Origin of the sequence: Flavobacterium psychrotrophum (assembly GCF_003403075.1) — a bacterium.
Taxonomy (GTDB): Bacteria; Bacteroidota; Bacteroidia; order Flavobacteriales; family Flavobacteriaceae; genus Flavobacterium; species Flavobacterium psychrotrophum.
This window is the reverse complement of record NZ_CP031557.1, coordinates 4,644,462-4,665,056: the sequence shown is the minus strand read 5'-3', so window position 1 is coordinate 4,665,056 and position 20,595 is coordinate 4,644,462. Positions and strand designations below refer to the sequence as shown.

Sequence of the window (20,595 nt, the reverse complement as noted above, 5' to 3'; positions counted from 1 at the left end):
AATGACAACAGACGAAATTAAACTTAATGTAGAGAAAGCCCTTGACGAAATTCGTCCGTTTCTTGAGTCAGACGGTGGTAACATTACCCTTATAGACATCGAGGAAGACAAGCACGTAAAGGTGCGCCTTGAGGGTGCATGCGTAGGCTGCAGCGTTAACCAGATGACGCTTAGGGCCGGTGTAGAAACCACAATAAAAAAACACGTACCGCAAATAGAAACGGTAGTAAATGTGGCATAAGCACGTAGTTTTTCTACAATGATTTTTATCATATTTAATTGAGGCAGTTTTAGCGAGCTTTGCTGTGCAAAATTGCTTTTATCCTTATTTTATTAATGATCACTACAGATATTTTAATTATAGGTGCAGGGCCCACGGGGCTCTTTGCCGTATTTGAGGCAGGCCTGCTTAAGCTTAAATGCCATATTATAGACGCATTGCCACAGCAGGGCGGCCAGCTGACAGAGCTTTATCCTAAAAAGCCCATTTTTGATATTCCCGGTTTTCCGTCTGTTTTAGCGGGCGACCTGGTTACAAACCTTATGGAGCAGATAAAGCAGTTTCAGCCCGGTTTTACCTTAAACGAAAAAGCTGACACTATAGATAAACTGGAAGACGGTACGTTTATAGTTACCACTAATAAAGGCACTAAACACCACGCTAAAGCCGTAGCGATAGCTGGCGGACTTGGCAGCTTTGAGCCACGTAAGCCACTTATTGAGGGCATTGACGCTTATGAAGAAAACGGTGTGGAGTATTTTGTAAAAGACCCGGAGCAGTTTCGCAATAAACGTATTGTAATAGCCGGTGGTGGCGACTCTGCATTAGACTGGAGTGTTTTCCTTGCCGATGTAGCCTCTGAGGTTACACTGGTACACAGGAGGAATGAATTCCGCGGAGCGTTAGACAGTGTTGAAAAAGTAACCGAACTAAAGCACCAGGGCAAAATAAACCTTATTACACCTGCCGAAGTTACCGGCATTATAGGCGATGGTAAGGTAGAAGCGCTGGAACTTGAAATTGACGGTGAAAAATCTACCATAGAAACCGATTATTTCATCCCGCTTTTTGGGCTTACGCCAAAATTAGGCCCTATAGCCGACTGGGGATTAGAGATCGAAAAGAATGCTATTAAGGTAAACAACGCACTCGATTACCAGACTAATATAGAGGGTATTTATGCCATAGGCGATATCAACACTTACCCAGGTAAACTAAAGCTTATCTTATGCGGCTTCCACGAGGCTACACTAATGTGCCAAAGTGTATTCAATAAACTCAACCCTGGTAAAAAGTATGTGCTTAAATATACTACCGTAAGTGGCGTAGATGGTTTTGACGGTACCCGCAAGGAAGCTGAAAAGCAGGTGGTAAAAGCGATAGAGTAAACGGTTTACAGCTTATGGTTTTTTGTTTGTAGTTCGTGGTACGGCTGCGTAAGCAACAATAAACCACAAACAGTAAACTATAAACGTGAAGAATGAACGAGATAACAATAAAAATAACCGACAGGGAGGGCACAACCCACGAGGTACAGGCACCTACCGATATGGCCATGAACATCATGGAACTGGTACGTGCTTACGAACTCGCGCCTGAAGGTACTATTGGTGTATGTGGTGGTATGGCCATGTGTGCATCCTGCCAGTGCTATGTACTAAATGATGTAGCATTGCCAGAAATGGGCCCTGACGAAGATGCCATGCTGGCTGAAGCTTTTTATGTAAAGCCAAACAGCCGCCTGGGATGCCAGTTGCCCATTACAAATGATCTTGAAGGCCTGGAAATAGAACTGGCCCCAGAATATTAAAAAATCCCGCAGCTGCGGGATTTTTTAGTTTATTTGGCAGTACTCTGCTCTACGTATTTCATCACAATACGTTTTATATCTTCCGGTTGCTTTTTACTTTTCTTATATTCCTGTAGTAATACCGGATAAGGTTCCAGCATGGTTTTAATAGCACTATTAGACAAGAAAAAAGGCTGCCCGCTATAGCAGTCTACTAATAAAGGCATAGTGGTTTCAACCATACTCGCTGCTACATAGCCGCCTGCCATATATATGGCTACCTGTAAGCCCGCCTTATGTTGATTATAGGCAACATTATCAATATAATATTTGTTGGCTACACGTTCTGTTTTGGCATAATAATTTTCATTGGCAAGTTTCGAAACATTCAGGTAGACACTTTCGCCATCGCTATAGGCATAAAAATTACCACATTTCTGGCTGTTAGTTTTATTAATAACATAGTACTTATCCTTTTCCTGCTTCAGGTAGTAAGCACCATTTGCAAGTGGTTTATTTTTTACCATATCAAGATATGAACTGTAAGCACCTTCAGCAGGTTTTAAAGGTATTTCTCTTTTTATATTCTCTTCGGTAAACACCTCATGTATCTTGTCTTCCGTAAGCGCCACTTCATATAAGCCAAGACATTTGTTTAGTGCCTGCCTTAGGCGTAATGGATGTGTTTTTGTAACATCGCCTGCAGTGCCTTCAATATTACCGCCAAAAGTACCCTCTATATATAAGGTATCATTCTTTTTAGTCATCACATCCATCACTACAGATGCATATCCGGTTTCTTCATTTCTATCTGTATACTCAGAAATGTATAAATCATTTATGCGAACCCAAACCGGGTAACCACCATCTTTCTTAGGGTAAGCCGCCATAAGGTACTGAGTAGTTTCTTCTAAAAAAGGTTTTTCAAAACGTGTAAGCACCGGCCGGTTGGCTATACCTTTTTGTACCGTGCCTATGTTATCTGTAAACTGGCGGCCGTCAAACACACCTGCCACATAAAACTGCATGGGTACGGCTTCTCCATTTTCTCCGGCGAGTGATATAAGATGATATTCGGTTTTAGTTTGCGCAGTAGCGATAAAGCAAAACAGCAGTAAAATAGCTGAAATTATATTGGTCTTCATTTGGTTTGTTATTTGTGCAGCAATATTAAAAAAAATATTTCAGGCATCATTAAAATCATATGCGAAATTTTTCTACCAAGTTTTATAAAAGGTTTTTCTACCACAACATTAATAAGATATGCAACTGCAATACAAGCGAGTATAGATATAAACAACACAAGGTTACTATTTAACATGCAGTCTTTTAGCAAGAGGTGGGTAAGATGTATAACACCCTTATGTGTAAGATAGATGGCATAAGAAAGTGTTGCGATAAATGTAGTTATGCCGGACTTCCATTTATACAAAAAACTATCCGAGCTGAGTGCTCCAAAAACCATAAACCCATATCCTATAGAAACCACAGGGAAGCCAAATATGCTGGCATAATACCCATGAGGGTCATAACATAAATAATAACCTCCTACAAGTATCATAAGGCTAATTATCAGGAGCAGGTTGCCATACTGTGAAAGCTTTTGCCAAAGATCTGGCATAAACCTGTATAGAGCAGCTATCGTTACACCGGTAAGCAAGCCGTCAAGACGATTGTAAGTAGGATAATAAATGTATTTATACCAGTACATCCAGTTATATTCATATCCTGCTTTAGGCAGAAACAAATAGTTATAGCTATACCATCTGAGTACAAATCCTAAAATGAACAGTAGGATTAGCAACCAATATGATTTTTTAAAACATCCTGTAAGCACCAGCCCCAAAAGCATTAATGGGAGTAAGAGGTAAAAATGTTCTTCTACACATAGCGACCAGGCATGAGAGAATGTACCTGAATCTTTTAGGTTAAGTCCAAAATTTTGTGTAAAGGTTATGAACTTCCATAAAGGAGGTAATGCTTCTTTTTCGCGAAAAATAGGGATGCAGAAATACAATGCCACAGTTAAAAAGTAAGCAGGGAAAATCCTGAAAATACGTTTTATAAAAAACTGTCGCAGGGAAATACGCTGGCCGAACTTTATCTGCCCGAACAACTGTAACGAAATAAGGAAACCACTCAGCACAAAAAACAAGTCGACACCAGACCACCCGAATTTCGCAAAGCAGGGAAGCCAGGCAGGCTCATCGCCACTCAGTATAAAATAATGAAAAAGGAACACATATGTGATAGCCAGGGCACGCAAGTGGTCAAGCCCATAAAACTTCTGTTGAATAGAATTGGTCAATGATAAACAATTAAAGGTTGGATGGAATGAGGCTAGCAAGCCTTTGTAAATGTATGACAAATTTAGCTTTCGCTTTCATCAGGATCTTTCCAAAATAAAAAATCCCGAAAGCATTGCTGCAATCGGGATTCTGATATTAAAATGTAACTGATTATTTCAGTTTCTTTTTCACTTCTACTTCATGGTATGCTTCTACTACGTCATACTCCTGTATGTCGTTATAGTTTTTAATCTGCATACCACAGTCATAACCTTTAGATACCTCTTTAACGTCATCTTTAAAGCGCTTAAGGGTAGCAAGCTCACCAGTGTAGATAACCACACCTTCGCGGATAAGCCTTATCCTTGAATTACGGAACACCTTACCATCTGTAATCATACATCCGGCAATAGAACCCACTTTAGATATCTTGAACACCTCACGTATCTCAGCAGTACCTGTAACTTCCTCTTTCATTTCAGGAGAAAGCATACCTTCCATTGCATCCTTAAGGTCATCGATAGCATCATAGATGATCGAGTAGTTACGGATATCAATTTCTTCGCGGTCTGCCAGCTGTCTTGCACTTGCAGACGGCCTTACGTTAAAGCCAATAATGATAGCGTCTGATGCTGATGCAAGAAGTACGTCAGATTCTGTAATAGCACCTACAGCTTTGTGTATGATCTTGATTTCGATCTCTTCTGTAGACAGTTTAGAGAATGAATCGGCAAGAGCCTCCACAGAACCATCCACGTCACCTTTAATAATGATGTTAAGTTCTTTAAACTGGCCCAGTGCAATACGTCTTCCAAGTTCTGCAAGGGTAGTGTGCTTTTTAGTACGAGCAGACTGCTCACGGATAAGCTGTGTACGCTTAGCAGCAATTTGCTTAGCCTCACGCTCATCTTCATAAACGTTAAACTTATCACCCGCAGTAGGAGCACCGTCAAGACCTAATATTGATATTGGCTGAGATGGCCCTGCCTCTTTAACATTGTGTCCGCGTTCATCCTGCATTGCCTTAATTTTACCGTGGTGTTTACCGGCAAGTACATAGTCGCCCACTCTAAGTGTACCACCCTGTACAAGCACCGTTGAAACATATCCACGGCCTTTATCAAGGAACGCTTCTACTACAGTACCTACAGCTGCCTTATCCGGGTTAGCCTTAAGGTCTAATATTTCGGCTTCAAGTAATACTTTTTCAAGTAGCTCTTTAACGCCTATACCCTGCTTAGCCGAAATATCGTGCGATTGGTATTTACCACCCCAGTCTTCTACAAGCAGGTTCATACCTGCAAGTTTTTCTTTAATCTTTTCAGGATTAGCGGCAGGCTTATCAATTTTGTTGATAGCAAATATCATTGGTACACCGGCAGCCTGAGCGTGGTTAATTGCCTCTTTTGTTTGTGGCATGATATCATCATCTGCTGCAATTACAATAATGGCAATATCCGTTACCTGGGCACCACGGGCACGCATAGCGGTAAACGCTTCGTGACCCGGTGTATCTAAAAATGCAATTTTTTGTCCGTTATCAAGGGTAACACCATAAGCACCTATGTGCTGGGTAATACCACCCGATTCTCCGGCAATTACATTCTCTTTACGAATGTAGTCAAGAAGTGATGTTTTACCGTGGTCAACGTGACCCATTACCGTAACAATAGGCGCACGGAACACAAGATCCTCTTCTCTGTCTTCTACTACTTCTTTAGCTTCTTCAATATCTGTGGTAATGAATTCTACTTCAAAACCAAACTCATCTGCTACAATAGACAACGTTTCTGCATCAAGCCTCTGGTTCATGGTAACCATGATACCTAAGCTCATACACGTCATGATAACCTTAGTAATAGGCACATCCATCATGGTAGCAATTTCGCCCACGGTTACAAACTCAGTAACCTTGATTGTTTTGCTTCCTTCTTCAAGTGCTCTTTGCTCGTCATCAGTACGCTGACGGTGAGAGTCACGCTTGTCTCTACGGTATTTGGCAGCTTTAGACTTGCTTCCTTTACCCTGTAGTTTTTCAAGCGTCTCACGAATCTGGTTTTTAACTTCCTCATCCGTAGGCTCTACCTTACTTACAATTGCAGGACGTTTGTTAGGACCAAATTTACCCGGGCTTGCAGGACCTCCCGGACGGTTATTACCCGGTCCGCCTGGCCTGTTGTTACCTTGGTTGTTTCCACCCGGTCCACCTTGTCCTTGCGGCTTAGGCGTAATGCGGTTACGTTTTTGCTTCGCGGCGTTATTGTTATTAGCGCCCGGAGCACCCGGCCTTGCATTATTATTAGGCTTAATAAGTTCTTCTTTTTTCTTTTTAGGCTTATTGAACTGAGAAAGGTCAATAGTCTGGCCGGTAAAAGTTGTACCTGTAAGCTTTGTATATTGTGTTTTTATAGTCTCCTCTTCAGCAGGAGCTGCAGGAGCCTGTGGCGCAGGAGCAGCATTTTCTGTCTTGGCACGTGGCTGTATTGCAGGTCCCGGCCTGTCTTGTTTAGGAGCCTGTGGCTGTTGTTGTGCCTGTGGCTGCTGAGGCTGCACTGGTGCAGGAGCCGGGGCTTGCGCCGCTGCGGCAGGCTGTTCCGGTTGTACCGGGGCTTCGGCAGCTTTTGGCTGCTCTGGCGCTTTAGCCTCTTCGCGTGGTTCTTCTGCTTTTACCGGAGCCGGCTTTTCTGCCTGAGGCTGTGCTTTAGCTGTAGCGTCTGAAGGGGCGGGAGCAGCAGGTTCAGGTTTTTTAGGGTTCAGGTCTATTTTGCCTACGGATACGGGTCCGGATAATGATGCGCGTGCACGTATCACTTCCTGCCTTTGTTTTTCCTCTTCCTGCCTCCTTTTTTCCTCCAGCTCTTTTTCCCTCTCTATACGCAGCGCTTCTTTCTCCTTGCGTTTTTCTTCACTAACCTCAAGTGAAGCTGCTTTGTTGCTCTGGTCGGCAGAAAATTGGTTAAAAAGGGCATTATATTCCGTGCCAGATATTTTGGCATTAGGACTGGCCTCTATAACATGGCCTTTGTCTTTTAAAAAATCGACAGCCCTGTCCAGCGAAATATTTAATTCCCTTAAAACTTTGTTTAATCTTATTGCTCTTTCTTCAGACATAAATTTTTATTACTATTATCGTCGTGCGTTGTGTTGTGCTGTATATTAGTTAGACTTAGTCTTCAAACTCTTCTTTTAATATCCTCATCACCTCAAGCACTGTTTCCTCCTCAAGGTCGGTCCTTCTTACAAGGTCATTAACATCCTGGTTAAGGATGCTGCGGGCAGTATCAAGCCCTATTTTAGCAAACTCAGCAATAACCCATGATTCGATCTCATCAGAGAATTCGCTTAGTTCAACATCTTCTTCTTCAGCCGGGTTGCCCTCGCGGATAACATCAAGCTCAAAACCGGTTAACAACCCTGCCAGTTTAATATTGTGCCCACCGCGGCCTATGGCCTTAGAAACCTCTTCCAGCTTAAGAAAAACATCGGCCCTGTTAGTATTTTCATCTATTTTAATAGACGACACTTTGGCCGGGCTAAGTGCCCTTGTAATAAACAGCTGGGTATTGGTTGTATAATTAATAACGTCAATGTTCTCATTGCCCAGCTCGCGAACGATGCCGTGGATGCGCGATCCTTTCATACCTACACAGGCGCCCACCGGGTCTATCCTGTCATCATAAGAATCTACAGCTACTTTTGCTTTTTCGCCAGGTATCCTTACTACTTTTTTAACGGTTATAAGACCGTCTGCAACCTCCGGAATTTCCTGTTCAAATAATTTTTCAAGGAAAAGTTCTGACGTGCGCGACATGATGATCTGTGGCTTATTGCCCTTAAGCTCCACATTTTCAATAATACCACGAACGTTGTCTCCTTTGCGGAAAAAATCTGACGGAATTTGTTTTTCTTTTGGCAAAACAATCTCATTTCCTTCATCATCCACCAAAATTACAGCTTTTGGCCTTACGTGGTGCACTTCTGCGGTATAAATATCACCAATAATATCTTTAAACTGCTTATACAGGTTAGTATTATCGTGTTCATGTATCTTAGATATAAGGTTTTGACGCAATGCAAGTATAGCCCTGCGGCCCAACTGTATAAGCTTTACCTCTTCAGAAACCTCTTCACCCACCTCAAAGTCACGTTCTATTTTACGGGCTTCTGTAAGCGATATTTCAGAGTTAGGGTCTTCTACTTCTCCATCGGCAACCACCACACGGTTTCTCCATATCTCCATATCCCCTTTATCAGGGTTTATAATGATGTCAAAATTGTCATCAGATCCATATTTCTTTTTCAGCGCATTCCTGAATACATCTTCAAGTATCGCCATAAGCGTTACCCTATCTATCAGTTTATCATCTTTAAACTCTGAAAACGAATCTATTAATGCCAGATTTTCCATGCCAACGTCTCTTTTTTTTTAAAATTTAATTACAACAACTGCCTGCTTAATACTTGCATATGGTATTTCAGCTCTTTTAGTTACAGTTTCTTTACCCTTTCCTATCTGTTTTGGCTCACGCGCTTTCCACTCCAGGATAGCAGCCTCGGCAGTAGCATCTACAAGAGGTGCTTCTATCTCGCCGTCCTGGGTTTTTATCAAAACGGTACGCCCTATATTCTTTTTAAACTGCCTTGGGTCTTTCATAGGGCTTGTAGCCCCGGCTGACGCCACCTCCAGCGAAAAATCTTCTTCCTCACGATCAAGGTTATGCTCTATGGCGCGGCTTATATCAATGCAATCCTGAAGCACCACCCCGTTATCACCATCTATGGTAACGTTTATTTTATTATCGGCGCCTATAGTAAGCTCGATTAAAAAAAGGTCCGGGCGTTCTTCTAACGCTTCATTAAGCAAGGCCGCCACTTTATCTTTAAATGCCATAATTTGTATAAAAAGAGGGGACTCCTGTCCCCTCATTACTTATGATTTAGTAAATAACTGTGCAAATATAGGAATAATTTTTATATCTTGAAAATCATTGGGTAATGTAAAATAAATTGCATTGGGTAATGTAAAATAAATTGCATTGTTTAATGTAAAATTAATTCTTACCTTTCGAGTGTTAAAATTGCAGCCAAATATTTGTTAATATCATTAAATTATGAAAAAAATTCTAGTCCCTACAGACTTTTCAGATTATGCCGAATACGCCCTTAAAGTAGCCGCCAAAGTAGCACGCGAACATGGTGCGGAAATTTTCCTGCTTCACCTGCTGGAACTTCCGGGACAGGAAAGTGATGCTGTGGTAGCCGGAGCCGACATTCCTGAAATTGCGTTTTTCCTTAAAAAAGCACACGAAAGGTTTGACGATGTAAAATCTGCAGATTACCTGGAAGGCCTTACCGTATCTGAAGCGGTTTTGTTTGACAATGCTTTTGAAGGAATTGTAAAAGTGAGCAAAAAACACGATATCGACCTTATTATAATGGGTTCGCATGGCGCAAGCGGCTTTAAAGAAATGTTTATTGGATCTAATACAGAAAAAGTAGTTAGAACATCTGAAGCACCGGTTCTTGTTATCAAAAAAGACGAAGAAGACTTTAATCCGTCTACTTTTGTATTTGCCTCTAATTTTGCAAGCGAAATTAAAAAGCCATTTGCTAAAGTGGTTGATTTTGCAAACAGCTTTAATGCAAAACTACACCTTGTATATATAAACACGCCAAGCGACTTTAAATCCACGCACGCAGCAGAAAAAATCATTAACGATTTTGCAGCAGGCTTTACGCTTGAAAACGGTTACAGTGTAAACGTGTATAGCGATGTAAACGTAGAAAAAGGTATACTACACTTTGCAAACAGCGTTAATGCCGACCTTGTGGGCATGTGCACACACGGACGCCAGGGCCTTGCCCACTTTTTTAACGGAAGCATAAGCGAAGACTTAGTTAACCACGCGGTACGCCCTGTGGTAACGTTTAAAATATAATTTCGATTGAAATAAACATACAGAACCTGCTCTAATGGGCAGGTTTTTTTATGCGCTATAGTTTGTAGTACTAAATACGAGATTACAAAAGATGCTCAGCCGGTTCCCAAAAGAGTTTGTCGAAATTCACAATTTTGTGCTCCTTAACCTTTACACCCTCACTTTCTAAAAGCTGCTGCATAAGGTTAGTCCCTTCAAAATGGTGTTTGCCGGTAAGCAAACCCTGTCGGTTTACTACACGGTGTGCAGGCACATCATCGCGGTTATGGCTGGCATTCATAGCCCAACCCACCATGCGGGCAGAACGGGCAGCACCCAGGTATTTTGCAATAGCACCATAACTGGTTACCCTGCCATAAGGTATCTGGCTGGCCACATCATATACTTTGTCAAAAAAGTTTTCTTCCTGTGCCATAGCTTTGCCTTAGTGCCTCCTGATTATTTTGATTACCGTAATTACCGATATGATTCCGGTTATAGAACCTATGAAGTAGTTTACATTTCGCATAAAAAATTCGGTCTTATTCTCAAATTTTTTAAAGAATACAATATACAGGTAAAACACCGCATACGCCCCGCCTACAGCCCCCAGCACAAACAGGAAGATATAGAGATTAGTAAACTCAAACACCCGCCCAGCCGATAATGATATGCTTACAAAAACATAATATGGCACCGGAAAAAAGTTAAGCGCAGAAAGCATCGCTCCTAAAAAATAATTGCCTGTTTTACTGCGTATCTTTAAAAGTTCTTTATCCTCTTTTTTCTTTTTTTTCTTCTTTTTAGAAAAGAAGAAAAAGAAAATGGTAAGCACCCCAAATATAAAAACCCCTATTTCTTCGAGGCTGTCTATAATATCAGGGCTTTGGTTTATAAGCTTGGCAAATACCACTGCTATGTAAGCCTGTACAAATACTATGGTAGCCGCACCGGCAGCAAATATCATGGCATTTTTGCGCCCTTCTTTAAGGCTAACCTTAGCCGCTGTCATGTTTAACAGGCCAGGCAGCAACGTAGCCACAAAAGAGATAAAAAAACCAACCACTACCGGAATTACACCCATATTATTTTATTTTAAACCTTATGTATGTAATGGCTTTATTTTGTTCCAGGTATTGCTGCTCATAAAATGTTTGAATGGCAGTAACCACCTCTGGAGACCCTTCGTTTTTGTACACATTATGGTTTGCATAAATTACTTCATGCCCTTCGCCATGCAGTAAACCTAGTGTATAGCCATGCATAAACTCACTATCGGTTTTAAGGTTTACAACACCATCCGGCTTTAGTATCTTTTTGTAACGCTGAAGGAACTCAGTGTTGGTAAGCCTGTGCTTGGTACGCTTGTATTTTATTTGCGGGTCAGGAAAGGTAATCCATATCTCGCTCACTTCGCCATCGGCAAAAAAGTGCTCAAGCAGCTCTATCTGCGTACGCAAAAAGCCTACATTATTAAGACCCTCATCTACAGCAGTCTTGGCACCACGCCAAAAGCGCGCACCTTTTATATCTATACCTATAAAATTAGTATCGGGATAGCGGCTGGCCAACCCAACAGAATATTCGCCCTTGCCACAGCCAAGCTCCAGCACTATAGGGTTATCGTTCTTAAAAAAATTGGCATTCCAATTGCCTTTCAACGGAAAATCTCCGGCAACGGCCTCTTCTCTCGATGGCTGTAAAACATTGCCAAACGTTTCGTTTTCCCTGAAACGCTTCAGTTTATTCTTGCTTCCCACTCTTAAAATTAAATTTTTGGTAAAATTAGGGAAATATATGAGAATTGAAATAACTTTAGATTGCGGTTATTAAATACTTATCAAAAAAATAACCGTGAACTTAGAAAAGCGCAAAAAGATACTTGTTGCTCCGCTCAACTCAGGACTGGGCCACGCAACACGCTGCATCCCTATTATAGAGGCGCTTGACAACCATGGTTTTGAACCCATAATGGCCTCAGACGGTGCCGCATTACTATTACTTAAAAAAGAGTTTCCGCAACATAAAGCACTCGAACTGCCTGCTTACCAGATGGAATATGCAAAAGCACATTCGCTATTTAACGTGCGCCACCTTATGCGCCTGGGTAAAATGTTTGCAAAAATTACACACGAACATAAAATGGTGCGCGACTGTGTGCAACAAATGGGCATTAGTGGCATAATTTCAGACTCCCGCCCGGGAGTTTATTATAACGGTGTGCCATCGGTAATCATTACACATCACCTAAATATCATATCGGGAGATTTGCCTGGGCTTGCCACACGCATACAACAAAGTTTTATAAAAAAATACCGCGAGTGCTGGATACCCGATGTACAGGCATCGCTAAACCTTAGCGGCAAACTGGGTCATAGCGATGACATTACCATAGAAAGCGTGCGATATATGGGCACACTAAGCCGACTGCACAAAACAGGAACCGGCAAAAAGTATGACCTTGCTGTATTACTTACTATTGATGGCGAGCATTGCCTGCAACTGGAAGACAAACTAAAAGAGCTTTTACTATCTTTTAAGGGTAATGTTATTTTTATACGCGGCGTAATAGAACCTGAACAGTCTATAACACAACAAGGCAACGTTACCTACTATAATTTTATGAAAAGTGACGAACTCGAAGAGGTATTAAACAACAGCAGCCTGGTACTTGCACGCCCCAGCTATAGCAATATAATGGATTTATCTAAGCTTTGTAAAAAAGTACTTTTTATACCCATACCCGGCAACGAAGAACAACTATATTTAGCTAAGAAACTTAAAAAAGCAGGACTTACACCCTACAGCCACCAAAAAAACTTTAGGCTGGCAGATATAGAAAAAGCCGATATTTATAAAGGATTGCGAGACATTAACGGCCTTGCAAAATGGAAGGACTTATTTAGTCTTTTCGAGGGTAAATGAAAACTCTGACCCTTGCCCAAAGGCACTTTCTACATAAATTTTTTCGTCGTGCGCCTCTACAATGTGCTTAACAATGGCAAGCCCTAAACCTGAGCCACCCTCTGTACGGGCACCGCTTTTATCTACACGGTAAAAACGTTCAAACAGGCGCGGTATATGCTTTTGCTCTATACCCTCGCCATTATCTTTTACACGCACAATAACTTTGTTGTTTACAAGATCTTCGATACTTACCTCTGTAGTGCCGTTTTCTTTACCATATTTTACAGAGTTCATAACCAGGTTGGTTACAATTTGCTGTACTTTTTCCTGATCTGCAAATACCATTATAGGCTTAATATATTTTGCATCAAACATTAAAATGATACCCTTTTTATCGGCTTTCATTTCGAGCAGGTCAAAAACGTTTTGTATAAGCTCTACAATATTAAAACGGGTAAACTGCAGGTTAAGGTCGCCCACTTCCATTTTAGTAATCATGTCGAGATCCTGAACAATATAAGTAAGGCGTTCTACACCTTTTTCGGCACGTTGCAGGTATTTTTTTCTAAGGGTTTTATCGTTCATGGCGCCATCCAGCAAGGTAAGCAAATAGCCCTGAACGGTAAAAAGCGGGGTTTTTAGTTCGTGCGATACGTTACCTAAAAATTCCCGCCTGTATTCTTCCTGTATTTTAAGGGTTTCAATCTCCAGTTTTTTATCACGGGCAAATTTTTCAAGCTCCTTTGTAAGCGTAGCCATATCTGTAGTAATGCGCTGGCCACGCAGGGGGCTTGCTTCGAGCAAGGCTATATCGTCGTAAATTTTCTTTACCCTGCGATATATAAAATGCTCTACCCGGTACTGGAGTACAAAAAATGAAAAGACAAGTAGTGTAAGCGAAAATATGGCTACAAATCCCCAGTTAATGGTGTACATATAGTACATAAGCGCCGCCAGCATTATAGCGGCAAACAAAGAAATGTATATGGCCGATTTTACGGCAAACCTGTATGACTTTTTAAATTTTATATTCACTAAACTTCGAGCTTGTAGCCCACTCCCTTAATTGTTTTAAATATTTCGTCTCCTATTTTTTCGCGAAGCTTGCGTATGTGTACGTCTATGGTACGGCCACCCACTACAACTTCGTTACCCCAAACCTTGTCAAGAATTTCTTCTCTTTTAAACACTTTACCCGGCTTAGAAGCCAGCAGATAAAACAGTTCAAATTCTTTTCTTGGCAATACAATTTCGCGGTCTTCCATTATAATCTTGTACTCTTCGCGGTTAATTTCGATATTGCCTACGCGTAAAACATCTTCTTTGCTTTCATCTTCTTTAAGCCTGCGCAGTAGTGCCTTAACTTTGCTTACCAGTAATTTTGGCTTAATTGGCTTTGCAATGTAGTCGTCTGCACCGGCATCAAAACCTGCTACCTGGCTGTAATCTTCGCTACGTGCCGTTAAAAAGGTAATAATAACATTAGCCAGCTCAGGCATTTTCCTGATGTTTTCTACCGCTTCCATGCCATCCATTTCCGGCATCATTACATCAATAATAATAAGGTGTGGCAATTCTTTTTTAGCCTTGGCCACAGCCTCTCTTCCGTTTACCGCAGTAATAACCTGATAGCCTTCCTGAGAAAGGTTATACCCCACAATTTCAAGGATATCCTGCTCATCATCGACCAGTAAGATCTTAATGTCTTTTTTCTTCATTTTGATGCTATATGAATGTTTTAGCGGGGTAAAGGTAAAGATAATACAAAAGTATCAAATAGTGTTAACTGTAATTTAATCTGTTAACAATTTAATAATAAATCGTAAATCCAAACCTAACGTTTAACTAACATTCGGTTCATGCCTTGGCGGCATCTTTGCACCAAAATTATAACAACACGAAATGAAACTTAAATTCTTATTAATTACACTACTTACCTTTGTAATGGGCTATGCCCAGGACCAGGCAACCGTTACCGGAAAAGTGACTGACAAAGACATGGGCGGCGAAGCCCTGCCATTTGCCAGTGTAGCCGTAAAAGGCACAAGCATTTCTACCAATACGGATGAGGCAGGAACCTATACTTTAAAAGTTCCCGCAGGTGCTCAAACCATTGTTTTTACATTTTTGGGATATGAAACAAAAGAAATAGCGGTAACCCTTGCTGCAGGCGAAACCAAAACTATAGATGAAGTATTAGGATCTACAAGTGTAGAACTTAAAGACGTTGTTATTGAAACAACAGTAAACCGCCAAAAAGAATCTACCCTTTTACTGGAACAAAAAAATGCTACCGAAATAAAGACAAATATCGGCGCGCAGGAACTGGCCCGTAAAGGTGTAAGTGATGTAGCATCGGCAGTTGCAAAAACAAGCGGTGTTACCAAGCAGGAAGGGAGCGGCAACATTTATGTGCGTGGTATGGGCGACCGTTACAACTCTACAACCATGAACGGACTTTCTATACCAAGTAATAATGTAGAAAGAAAAAACATTTCATTAGACATCTTCCCGACTCAAATTGTAGAATACGTATCTATTGATAAAGTATATAACAACAAAATATATGGAGACTTTGCCGGTGGTAACGTAGACATCGTTTCGAGAGACTATAAAGGCAATGGCTTTTTCCGTATTGACCTGGGTAGCAATATTAACACAAATGCCGTAAGCGAAAAAAACTTTAGGCTTAATGGTGCACCGGGCTTTTCAGGCTTCAAAAACATAAACAAGCCATCTAACCCACTTACACAATACAACTACAACGCACTTAACCTTGACAAAAAATCGCCTTATGCAGGCTCAATAGGTTTTTCAGGCGGCGATAGCTATGACGTAGGCGAAGAAGGAAGAATTAACTTTTTTGCAACAGGGTCTTTTAGCAACGAGTACATGAGCATTACAGATGGTAAGAGCCAGGGTAGCGTTAACAATGTAGGCGTTATAGGAAACAGCTATGATTACGAATCTTTTAACTATGCCACTAACACTACAGGCATGGCAAACGTAGGTTATAAAATAGACCAGAACAACAAAATTAACTTCAACACACTTTTCATCAACACTTCAAGCAACAGGACAGATGAATACCGTGGTTATGGTGTAGACTTTGCCGAAGATGGTACTGGTATAATAAGGAGGGAAAAATACCAAAAGACAAATCTTTTTGTAAACCAACTATTGGGTCAGCACAAATTTGGCGAAAAAATGCAGCTTAACTGGGCAGCTGGCTTTAACACCGTTAAAGACAATATGCCAGACAGGATACAAAACAAACTAAGAATGTCTTATGATGGCGCAGGTAACGACCTTGGATATGGCATCGTATCAATATCTGATGCAGACAACCACCGCTATTTTCAGGATCTTACTGAGAAAGAAGCTACTGCATTGGTAAGTTTTGACTATAAATTTGCAAAAGGCGAAGACGAACTGTACAAAGGTAAACTTACCGCAGGCTACAGTGGCAAATCAAAAAAACGCGACCTTGAAGCCATACAGTATAACTTTGACGTAAATGCTGCAGGATCTGGCGTAATAGTAGACCCTAATAACATTGATGCTTTTTATAACGCCGCAAACTATGCTGCTGATTATTTTACCATTAAAACACTAAGGGGTACAGTTGAAGTTCCTAATGCACTACGCCCGCAAACATATACCGGAAAGCTGGATATACACGCAGCGTTTGTTACTGCCGAATATAAATTTAGCCCTAAGTTAACCGGTGTATTTGGCCTTCGCGCAGAAACACTTACCCAAACAGTAGATTACGACACATATATTATGCCGGTAGGCAGTACTAAATTTGACAAGAATGCATTATTGCCAAACTTCCAGTTAAAGTATGCTGTTACAGAAAACCAGAACTTAAGGTTTGGTTTTAGTAAAACATATACACTACCTCAGTTTAAAGAGAATGCACCTTTTTCTTACGACGAAGTAAACCAGAGTTATGTAGGTAACCCACACCTTTATGAGTCTGATAACTACAATGCCGACATTAAATGGGAAGTATTTCCTAAAAGTGACGAAGTGTTTTCGGTTACCGCTTTTGGAAAGTATATAAAAAACCCTATAAACGAGGTTACTATATCTTCATCAACCCAGGATATATCATGGGTAAACAGTGGCGACTGGGGTATGGCCGCAGGTGCTGAACTTGAAGTGAGAAAAACGATTTGGAACACCGGCGAAAATAACGCAAGAAAACTTACCGGAGGGCTTAACGTATCATACCTGTACACAAACCAGGAACTAAACGAAGACAAAGTAGCACGCGAAAATGTTTTCCAGGTAGATTTTACAAATTCTAAAAGTGCATTTTCGGGCGCATCTAACTGGCTTGCCAATGCTGATATATCATACCTGTATGAATGGAATGAAAAAGCAAGCAGCATAAACCCTACACTTGCATTCAACTATTTCTCAGACCGTATTTTTGCACTGGGCACAGTAGGCCGTGGCGACATGGTAGACAAGGCGGTAGGTACGCTTGACTTTATACTTAGAAGCAAGATCAACGAAAAGCTTGGAATTAACTTTGCAGCCAAGAACCTACTTAACCCAAATATTAAGCGCGTACAGGAAGGAACATCTATTGGAGATGTAACACTTATCAACTATAAAAAAGGTGTATACTTTAGTCTTGGAGCATCATACCAGTTCTAACACACACAGTATGTATTTATTACACAAGGGCAGCCAAATGGCTGCCCTTTCCTGTATACATTAAATTAATATTGATAACATTAATGTTACAAATTATTCGCTTTAAATTAATCAAAGCGCAACAAACGCTTAACCGCTAAAAAGAAAACGGATATCATCTTTGCAATACAAAATTTGAACTATTAAATCATAAAAAAACGTATGAAAACAACACTTAGAAAATTCATGTCGCTTGCTATTATTGCTGCTGTTGCAGCATCTTGTGGCGATGACGACAACAACAAGCCTTCATCTTCATTTGTAGCAAACCCTGCTGCTTTTCAGGGCGAAATAAATGATGGAGAAGTTACACTTGATGGTAACACTACTTACCACCTTACAGGAAGAATAGTTGTTAAAGATGGCGCTACTCTAACTATACCTGCAGGTACTGTAATTGAAGGTGTGGGTGGTACTCAGGCTTACATTGCTGTTGCTCAAGGCGGAAAAATCAATGTAAACGGTACAGCTGCTAAACCGGTAATCATGACAAGTGGTCTTGCTACTAAAAAAGCTGGTGACTGGGGTGGACTTGTACTTTGTGGTAAAGCTCCTATAAACAGGGGTACTGTTACTGCTCAGGCTGAGGTTTCTGACCTTACTTACGGTGGTACTATAGCTAACGATAACTCAGGAAGCATCAAATATCTTGTAGTAAAATATTCTGGAGCTCAGTTTACACCTGAAAAAGAATTCAACGGTATTTCTTTCTTTGGCGTAGGTAGTGGCACTACAGTAGAAAACGTAGCAGTAGTACATGGTTCAGACGATGGTTTTGAATTCTTTGGTGGTACTGTAAATACTACAAACCTTGTATCTTGGGGTAACGAAGACGATCAGTTTGACTGGACTGAAGGATGGTCTGGAACTAACACAAACTGGTATGCTAAACTTGACTATGGTAAAGGTAACCGTGGTATAGAGGCTGACAACTTTGAATTTGGTTACAGCAATGCTCCAATTGCTAACCCTACAATTACTAACATGTCTCTTGTAGGTCCTGGAAGTACTGCTGATGCTACAGCTTTTGCTGAAAACAGCGCTCTTAAACTTAGAAGAGGTACTAAAGGTAACTTCTCTAACGTAGTTATTGCTAACTGGAAAGTAGGTTTTGACGTAGAAAACGACGAAACTCTTGCTAACGTAACTGCTGGTTCTCTTAAAGCTACAAATGTACTTTTTGCTGCTGACGTTCCTGCAAAATCAAAAGGAAAAGACAACGCTGGCGCTACTGTAACTGTAGCTGCAGGTATCTTTACAGAATCTGCTACCGCTACAGGTGCAGGATCTGGCGTAACGCTACCATCATGGGCTAGCACTTGGGTAACTACTGCCCCATAATTACTAAAAGTTTACACTTTCAGATAGTTTATAAGGGATAGCTAACGCTATCCCTTATTTTTTTATGACATTTATAAATATTGGCAAACAAGCAGAGAATAACAGCATAGAAAAGTTAAAAAACAGCTTGAAAATTTAATATTTTTTCATAACAAATTTTGGTACGGTATTTGAAATTAATTTTATACATTTACATCATTATTTAACGTATGAAGAAACACTACTTTTATATCACCTTATTGCTGTTTTGTTTGTTTTCGCTGAGCACTGTAGCCCAGGAAAGCAGGCCAGCACCTTCCGGAGGTAAAGAGCCTATTGAAGGGCTCAATATTTACCCTAACCCGGTAAGCGGAGGCCGCATATATGTTACTTCAAAATCAGGCCAAAATAAAGAGGTTGAAATATTTGACGTTCTTGGCAAGCGTATCCTTCAGGCTACACTTAGCAGTAAAGAACTTAATATTTCTGAGCTTACGCCGGGCGTTTATATCATAAAAGTTAAGGAAGGCGACGCTACAGCAACACGCAAGCTGATTGTCAAGTAGTTAACTTTTAGCAAAGCCTGCTAAATTAATCTTAATTTTACATAGGAATATTTTTATATTTTTCTCTGTTTGTTATCTTTGTTGTTAGAATAATAACAAAAATTATCAACATGAAAAAACTTTACACTTTGGCTTTTGTTGCTTTATCAACAATTGCCGTTAATGCACAAGATTTTACTGCAACTTTTGATTTTGCTGCAGTAACTGCAACTTCTGGTACAACAGACCCAACTCCTGTTCCTACAGCTCAGAATGTAACATTTACAAGTTTTACTGCCGTTAACCCTGCAGTTACTGAAAACTACAACTCATCTGGACCTGGCCGTTTCTCTTTCAACACACAAGCCCTTGGCGCTACTAATGGTGTTGACGAGTATGCTTCATTAACAGGAGCTATAGACCTTACAAAATACTTCCAGACAACTATATCTCCTGCTACAGGATACAAAGTTTCTCTTTCTGAACTTACTTTCAGAGCACAAAGATCTGGAACAGGTGTAAGAACTTACGCTGTAAGAACAAGCGCTGATAACTATGCAGCTAACCTTGGTGTTATCTCTATCGACCCAACAAACGCGGCACTTTCAACTCAGGACGGTAATACATTCTTCGTTGTAAGCGATGCAACTACACAAGGACAAAACGGTAGCAAAATTACAATATCTACTCTTGCTAATATAACTGAGACACTTACAGTAAGATTCTACGGTTGGAATGCTGAAGGCGACGGAGGTACATTTAGTATTGATGATGTATCATTTAAAGGTACTGCTACTACTGTAGCATCTGTAGCTAACAACCAGATCGAAGGCCTTAAAGTGTTCCCTAACCCTAACTCAGGAAGCATCCTTAACATTACTTCAAACGCTAACGGTGTTAAAGCTGTAGCTATATTTGACGTACTTGGAAAACAAGTTCTAAACACTACAACATCTAACAGCACTGTAAACGTATCTAACCTTACAGCTGGTGTATATATTGTTAAAGTTACAGAAGAAGGTAAAACTGCTACTAAGAAACTTATCAAGCAATAATCTTTCTTTGATTATCATATTTAAAGCACCGCCGCAAGCGGTGCTTTTTTTATTTAGTACAT

19 protein-coding genes are annotated in these 20,595 nt (G+C 40.6%); 9 read left to right on the top strand and 10 right to left on the bottom strand.

What is annotated here, in order from left to right:
* The first annotated feature begins 1 nt into the window (after position 1).
* The 3 genes from DYH63_RS20305 (at position 2) to DYH63_RS20295 (ending at position 1,811) form a co-directional block, all read left to right on the top strand.
* Positions 2 to 241: a NifU family protein gene (locus DYH63_RS20305; RefSeq protein ID WP_116790535.1), complete on the top strand. Its 240-nt coding sequence runs from the start codon at positions 2 to 4 to the stop codon at positions 239 to 241.
* A 95-nt stretch (positions 242 to 336) separates the two neighbouring features.
* A complete protein-coding gene (locus DYH63_RS20300; protein ID WP_116790534.1) occupies positions 337 to 1,389 on the top strand; it encodes an NAD(P)/FAD-dependent oxidoreductase in 1,053 nt (350 codons plus the stop codon).
* A 92-nt stretch (positions 1,390 to 1,481) separates the two neighbouring features.
* Positions 1,482 to 1,811 (top strand): 2Fe-2S iron-sulfur cluster-binding family protein, encoded by a 330-nt coding sequence (locus tag DYH63_RS20295; protein ID WP_116790533.1) that lies wholly within the window; start codon positions 1,482 to 1,484, stop codon positions 1,809 to 1,811.
* A gap of 29 nt (positions 1,812 to 1,840) precedes the next feature.
* Here DYH63_RS20295 and DYH63_RS20290 read toward each other — a convergent pair whose 3' ends face one another.
* The 5 genes from DYH63_RS20290 to rimP form a co-directional block, all read right to left on the bottom strand.
* The gene (locus tag DYH63_RS20290) at positions 1,841 to 2,935 is read right to left on the bottom strand and encodes a DUF6563 family protein (RefSeq protein WP_116790532.1); all 1,095 of its coding nucleotides are present in this window, start codon (positions 2,933 to 2,935) and stop codon (positions 1,841 to 1,843) included.
* A gap of 8 nt (positions 2,936 to 2,943) precedes the next feature.
* Positions 2,944 to 4,098: an acyltransferase family protein gene (locus DYH63_RS20285; RefSeq protein WP_116790531.1), complete on the bottom strand. Its 1,155-nt coding sequence runs from the start codon at positions 4,096 to 4,098 to the stop codon at positions 2,944 to 2,946.
* Positions 4,099 to 4,249: 151 nt separating this feature from the next.
* Complete coding sequence (infB, locus tag DYH63_RS20280; protein ID WP_116790530.1) at positions 4,250 to 7,189, bottom strand: translation initiation factor IF-2; 2,940 nt, start codon at positions 7,187 to 7,189, stop codon at positions 4,250 to 4,252.
* A 55-nt stretch (positions 7,190 to 7,244) separates the two neighbouring features.
* Positions 7,245 to 8,486: a transcription termination factor NusA gene (gene nusA, locus DYH63_RS20275; protein WP_116790529.1), complete on the bottom strand. Its 1,242-nt coding sequence runs from the start codon at positions 8,484 to 8,486 to the stop codon at positions 7,245 to 7,247.
* A gap of 18 nt (positions 8,487 to 8,504) precedes the next feature.
* Positions 8,505 to 8,969 carry a ribosome assembly cofactor RimP gene (gene rimP / locus DYH63_RS20270; RefSeq protein ID WP_116790914.1) on the bottom strand — a complete coding sequence of 155 codons (465 nt, stop codon included), beginning with the start codon at positions 8,967 to 8,969 and terminating at the stop codon, positions 8,505 to 8,507.
* Between the two features lie 220 nt (positions 8,970 to 9,189).
* Here rimP and DYH63_RS20265 point away from each other — a divergent pair, with 220 nt between their 5' ends.
* Positions 9,190 to 10,017 (top strand): universal stress protein, encoded by an 828-nt coding sequence (locus DYH63_RS20265; RefSeq protein WP_116790528.1) that lies wholly within the window; start codon positions 9,190 to 9,192, stop codon positions 10,015 to 10,017.
* Between the two features lie 82 nt (positions 10,018 to 10,099).
* Here the strand turns inward: DYH63_RS20265 and DYH63_RS20260 are convergent, their stop codons facing one another.
* The 3 genes from DYH63_RS20260 to trmB are packed head-to-tail and all read right to left on the bottom strand — an operon-like array spanning position 10,100 to position 11,756.
* Positions 10,100 to 10,432, bottom strand: a complete 333-nt coding sequence (locus DYH63_RS20260; RefSeq protein WP_116790527.1) for an MGMT family protein — start codon at positions 10,430 to 10,432, stop codon at positions 10,100 to 10,102.
* A gap of 9 nt (positions 10,433 to 10,441) precedes the next feature.
* Positions 10,442 to 11,080: a LysE family transporter gene (locus tag DYH63_RS20255; protein WP_116790526.1), complete on the bottom strand. Its 639-nt coding sequence runs from the start codon at positions 11,078 to 11,080 to the stop codon at positions 10,442 to 10,444.
* A gap of 1 nt (position 11,081) precedes the next feature.
* Complete coding sequence (gene trmB, locus DYH63_RS20250; RefSeq protein ID WP_116790525.1) at positions 11,082 to 11,756, bottom strand: tRNA (guanosine(46)-N7)-methyltransferase TrmB; 675 nt, start codon at positions 11,754 to 11,756, stop codon at positions 11,082 to 11,084.
* A 94-nt stretch (positions 11,757 to 11,850) separates the two neighbouring features.
* On the opposite strand from trmB, the gene DYH63_RS20245 reads away from it, so the two are divergent.
* The gene (locus DYH63_RS20245; RefSeq protein ID WP_116790524.1) at positions 11,851 to 12,921 is read left to right on the top strand and encodes a glycosyltransferase; all 1,071 of its coding nucleotides are present in this window, start codon (positions 11,851 to 11,853) and stop codon (positions 12,919 to 12,921) included.
* Here DYH63_RS20245 and DYH63_RS20240 read toward each other — a convergent pair.
* Complete coding sequence (locus DYH63_RS20240; protein ID WP_116790523.1) at positions 12,895 to 13,938, bottom strand: sensor histidine kinase; 1,044 nt, start codon at positions 13,936 to 13,938, stop codon at positions 12,895 to 12,897. The genes DYH63_RS20245 and DYH63_RS20240 overlap by 27 nt on opposite strands.
* On the bottom strand, positions 13,938 to 14,621 hold the full coding sequence (locus tag DYH63_RS20235; RefSeq protein WP_116790522.1) for a response regulator transcription factor: 684 nt from the start codon (positions 14,619 to 14,621) through the stop codon (positions 13,938 to 13,940). Before DYH63_RS20235 ends, DYH63_RS20240 begins: the two co-directional genes overlap by 1 nt.
* 184 nt (positions 14,622 to 14,805) lie before the next feature.
* On the opposite strand from DYH63_RS20235, the gene DYH63_RS20230 reads away from it, so the two are divergent.
* The 4 genes from DYH63_RS20230 to DYH63_RS20215 all read left to right on the top strand — a co-directional run bounded on the left by DYH63_RS20230 (position 14,806) and on the right by DYH63_RS20215 (position 20,533).
* Positions 14,806 to 17,574, top strand: a complete 2,769-nt coding sequence (locus DYH63_RS20230) for a TonB-dependent receptor (protein ID WP_116790521.1) — start codon at positions 14,806 to 14,808, stop codon at positions 17,572 to 17,574.
* 201 nt (positions 17,575 to 17,775) lie between these two features.
* Complete coding sequence (locus DYH63_RS20225; RefSeq protein ID WP_116790520.1) at positions 17,776 to 18,954, top strand: beta-helix domain-containing protein; 1,179 nt, start codon at positions 17,776 to 17,778, stop codon at positions 18,952 to 18,954.
* A gap of 209 nt (positions 18,955 to 19,163) precedes the next feature.
* Entirely contained in the window at positions 19,164 to 19,499 is a 336-nt protein-coding gene (locus DYH63_RS20220) for a T9SS type A sorting domain-containing protein (RefSeq protein WP_116790519.1), read from the top strand.
* Between the two features lie 110 nt (positions 19,500 to 19,609).
* A complete protein-coding gene (locus DYH63_RS20215; RefSeq protein WP_116790518.1) occupies positions 19,610 to 20,533 on the top strand; it encodes a T9SS type A sorting domain-containing protein in 924 nt (307 codons plus the stop codon).
* Positions 20,534 to 20,595 lie beyond the last annotated feature (62 nt).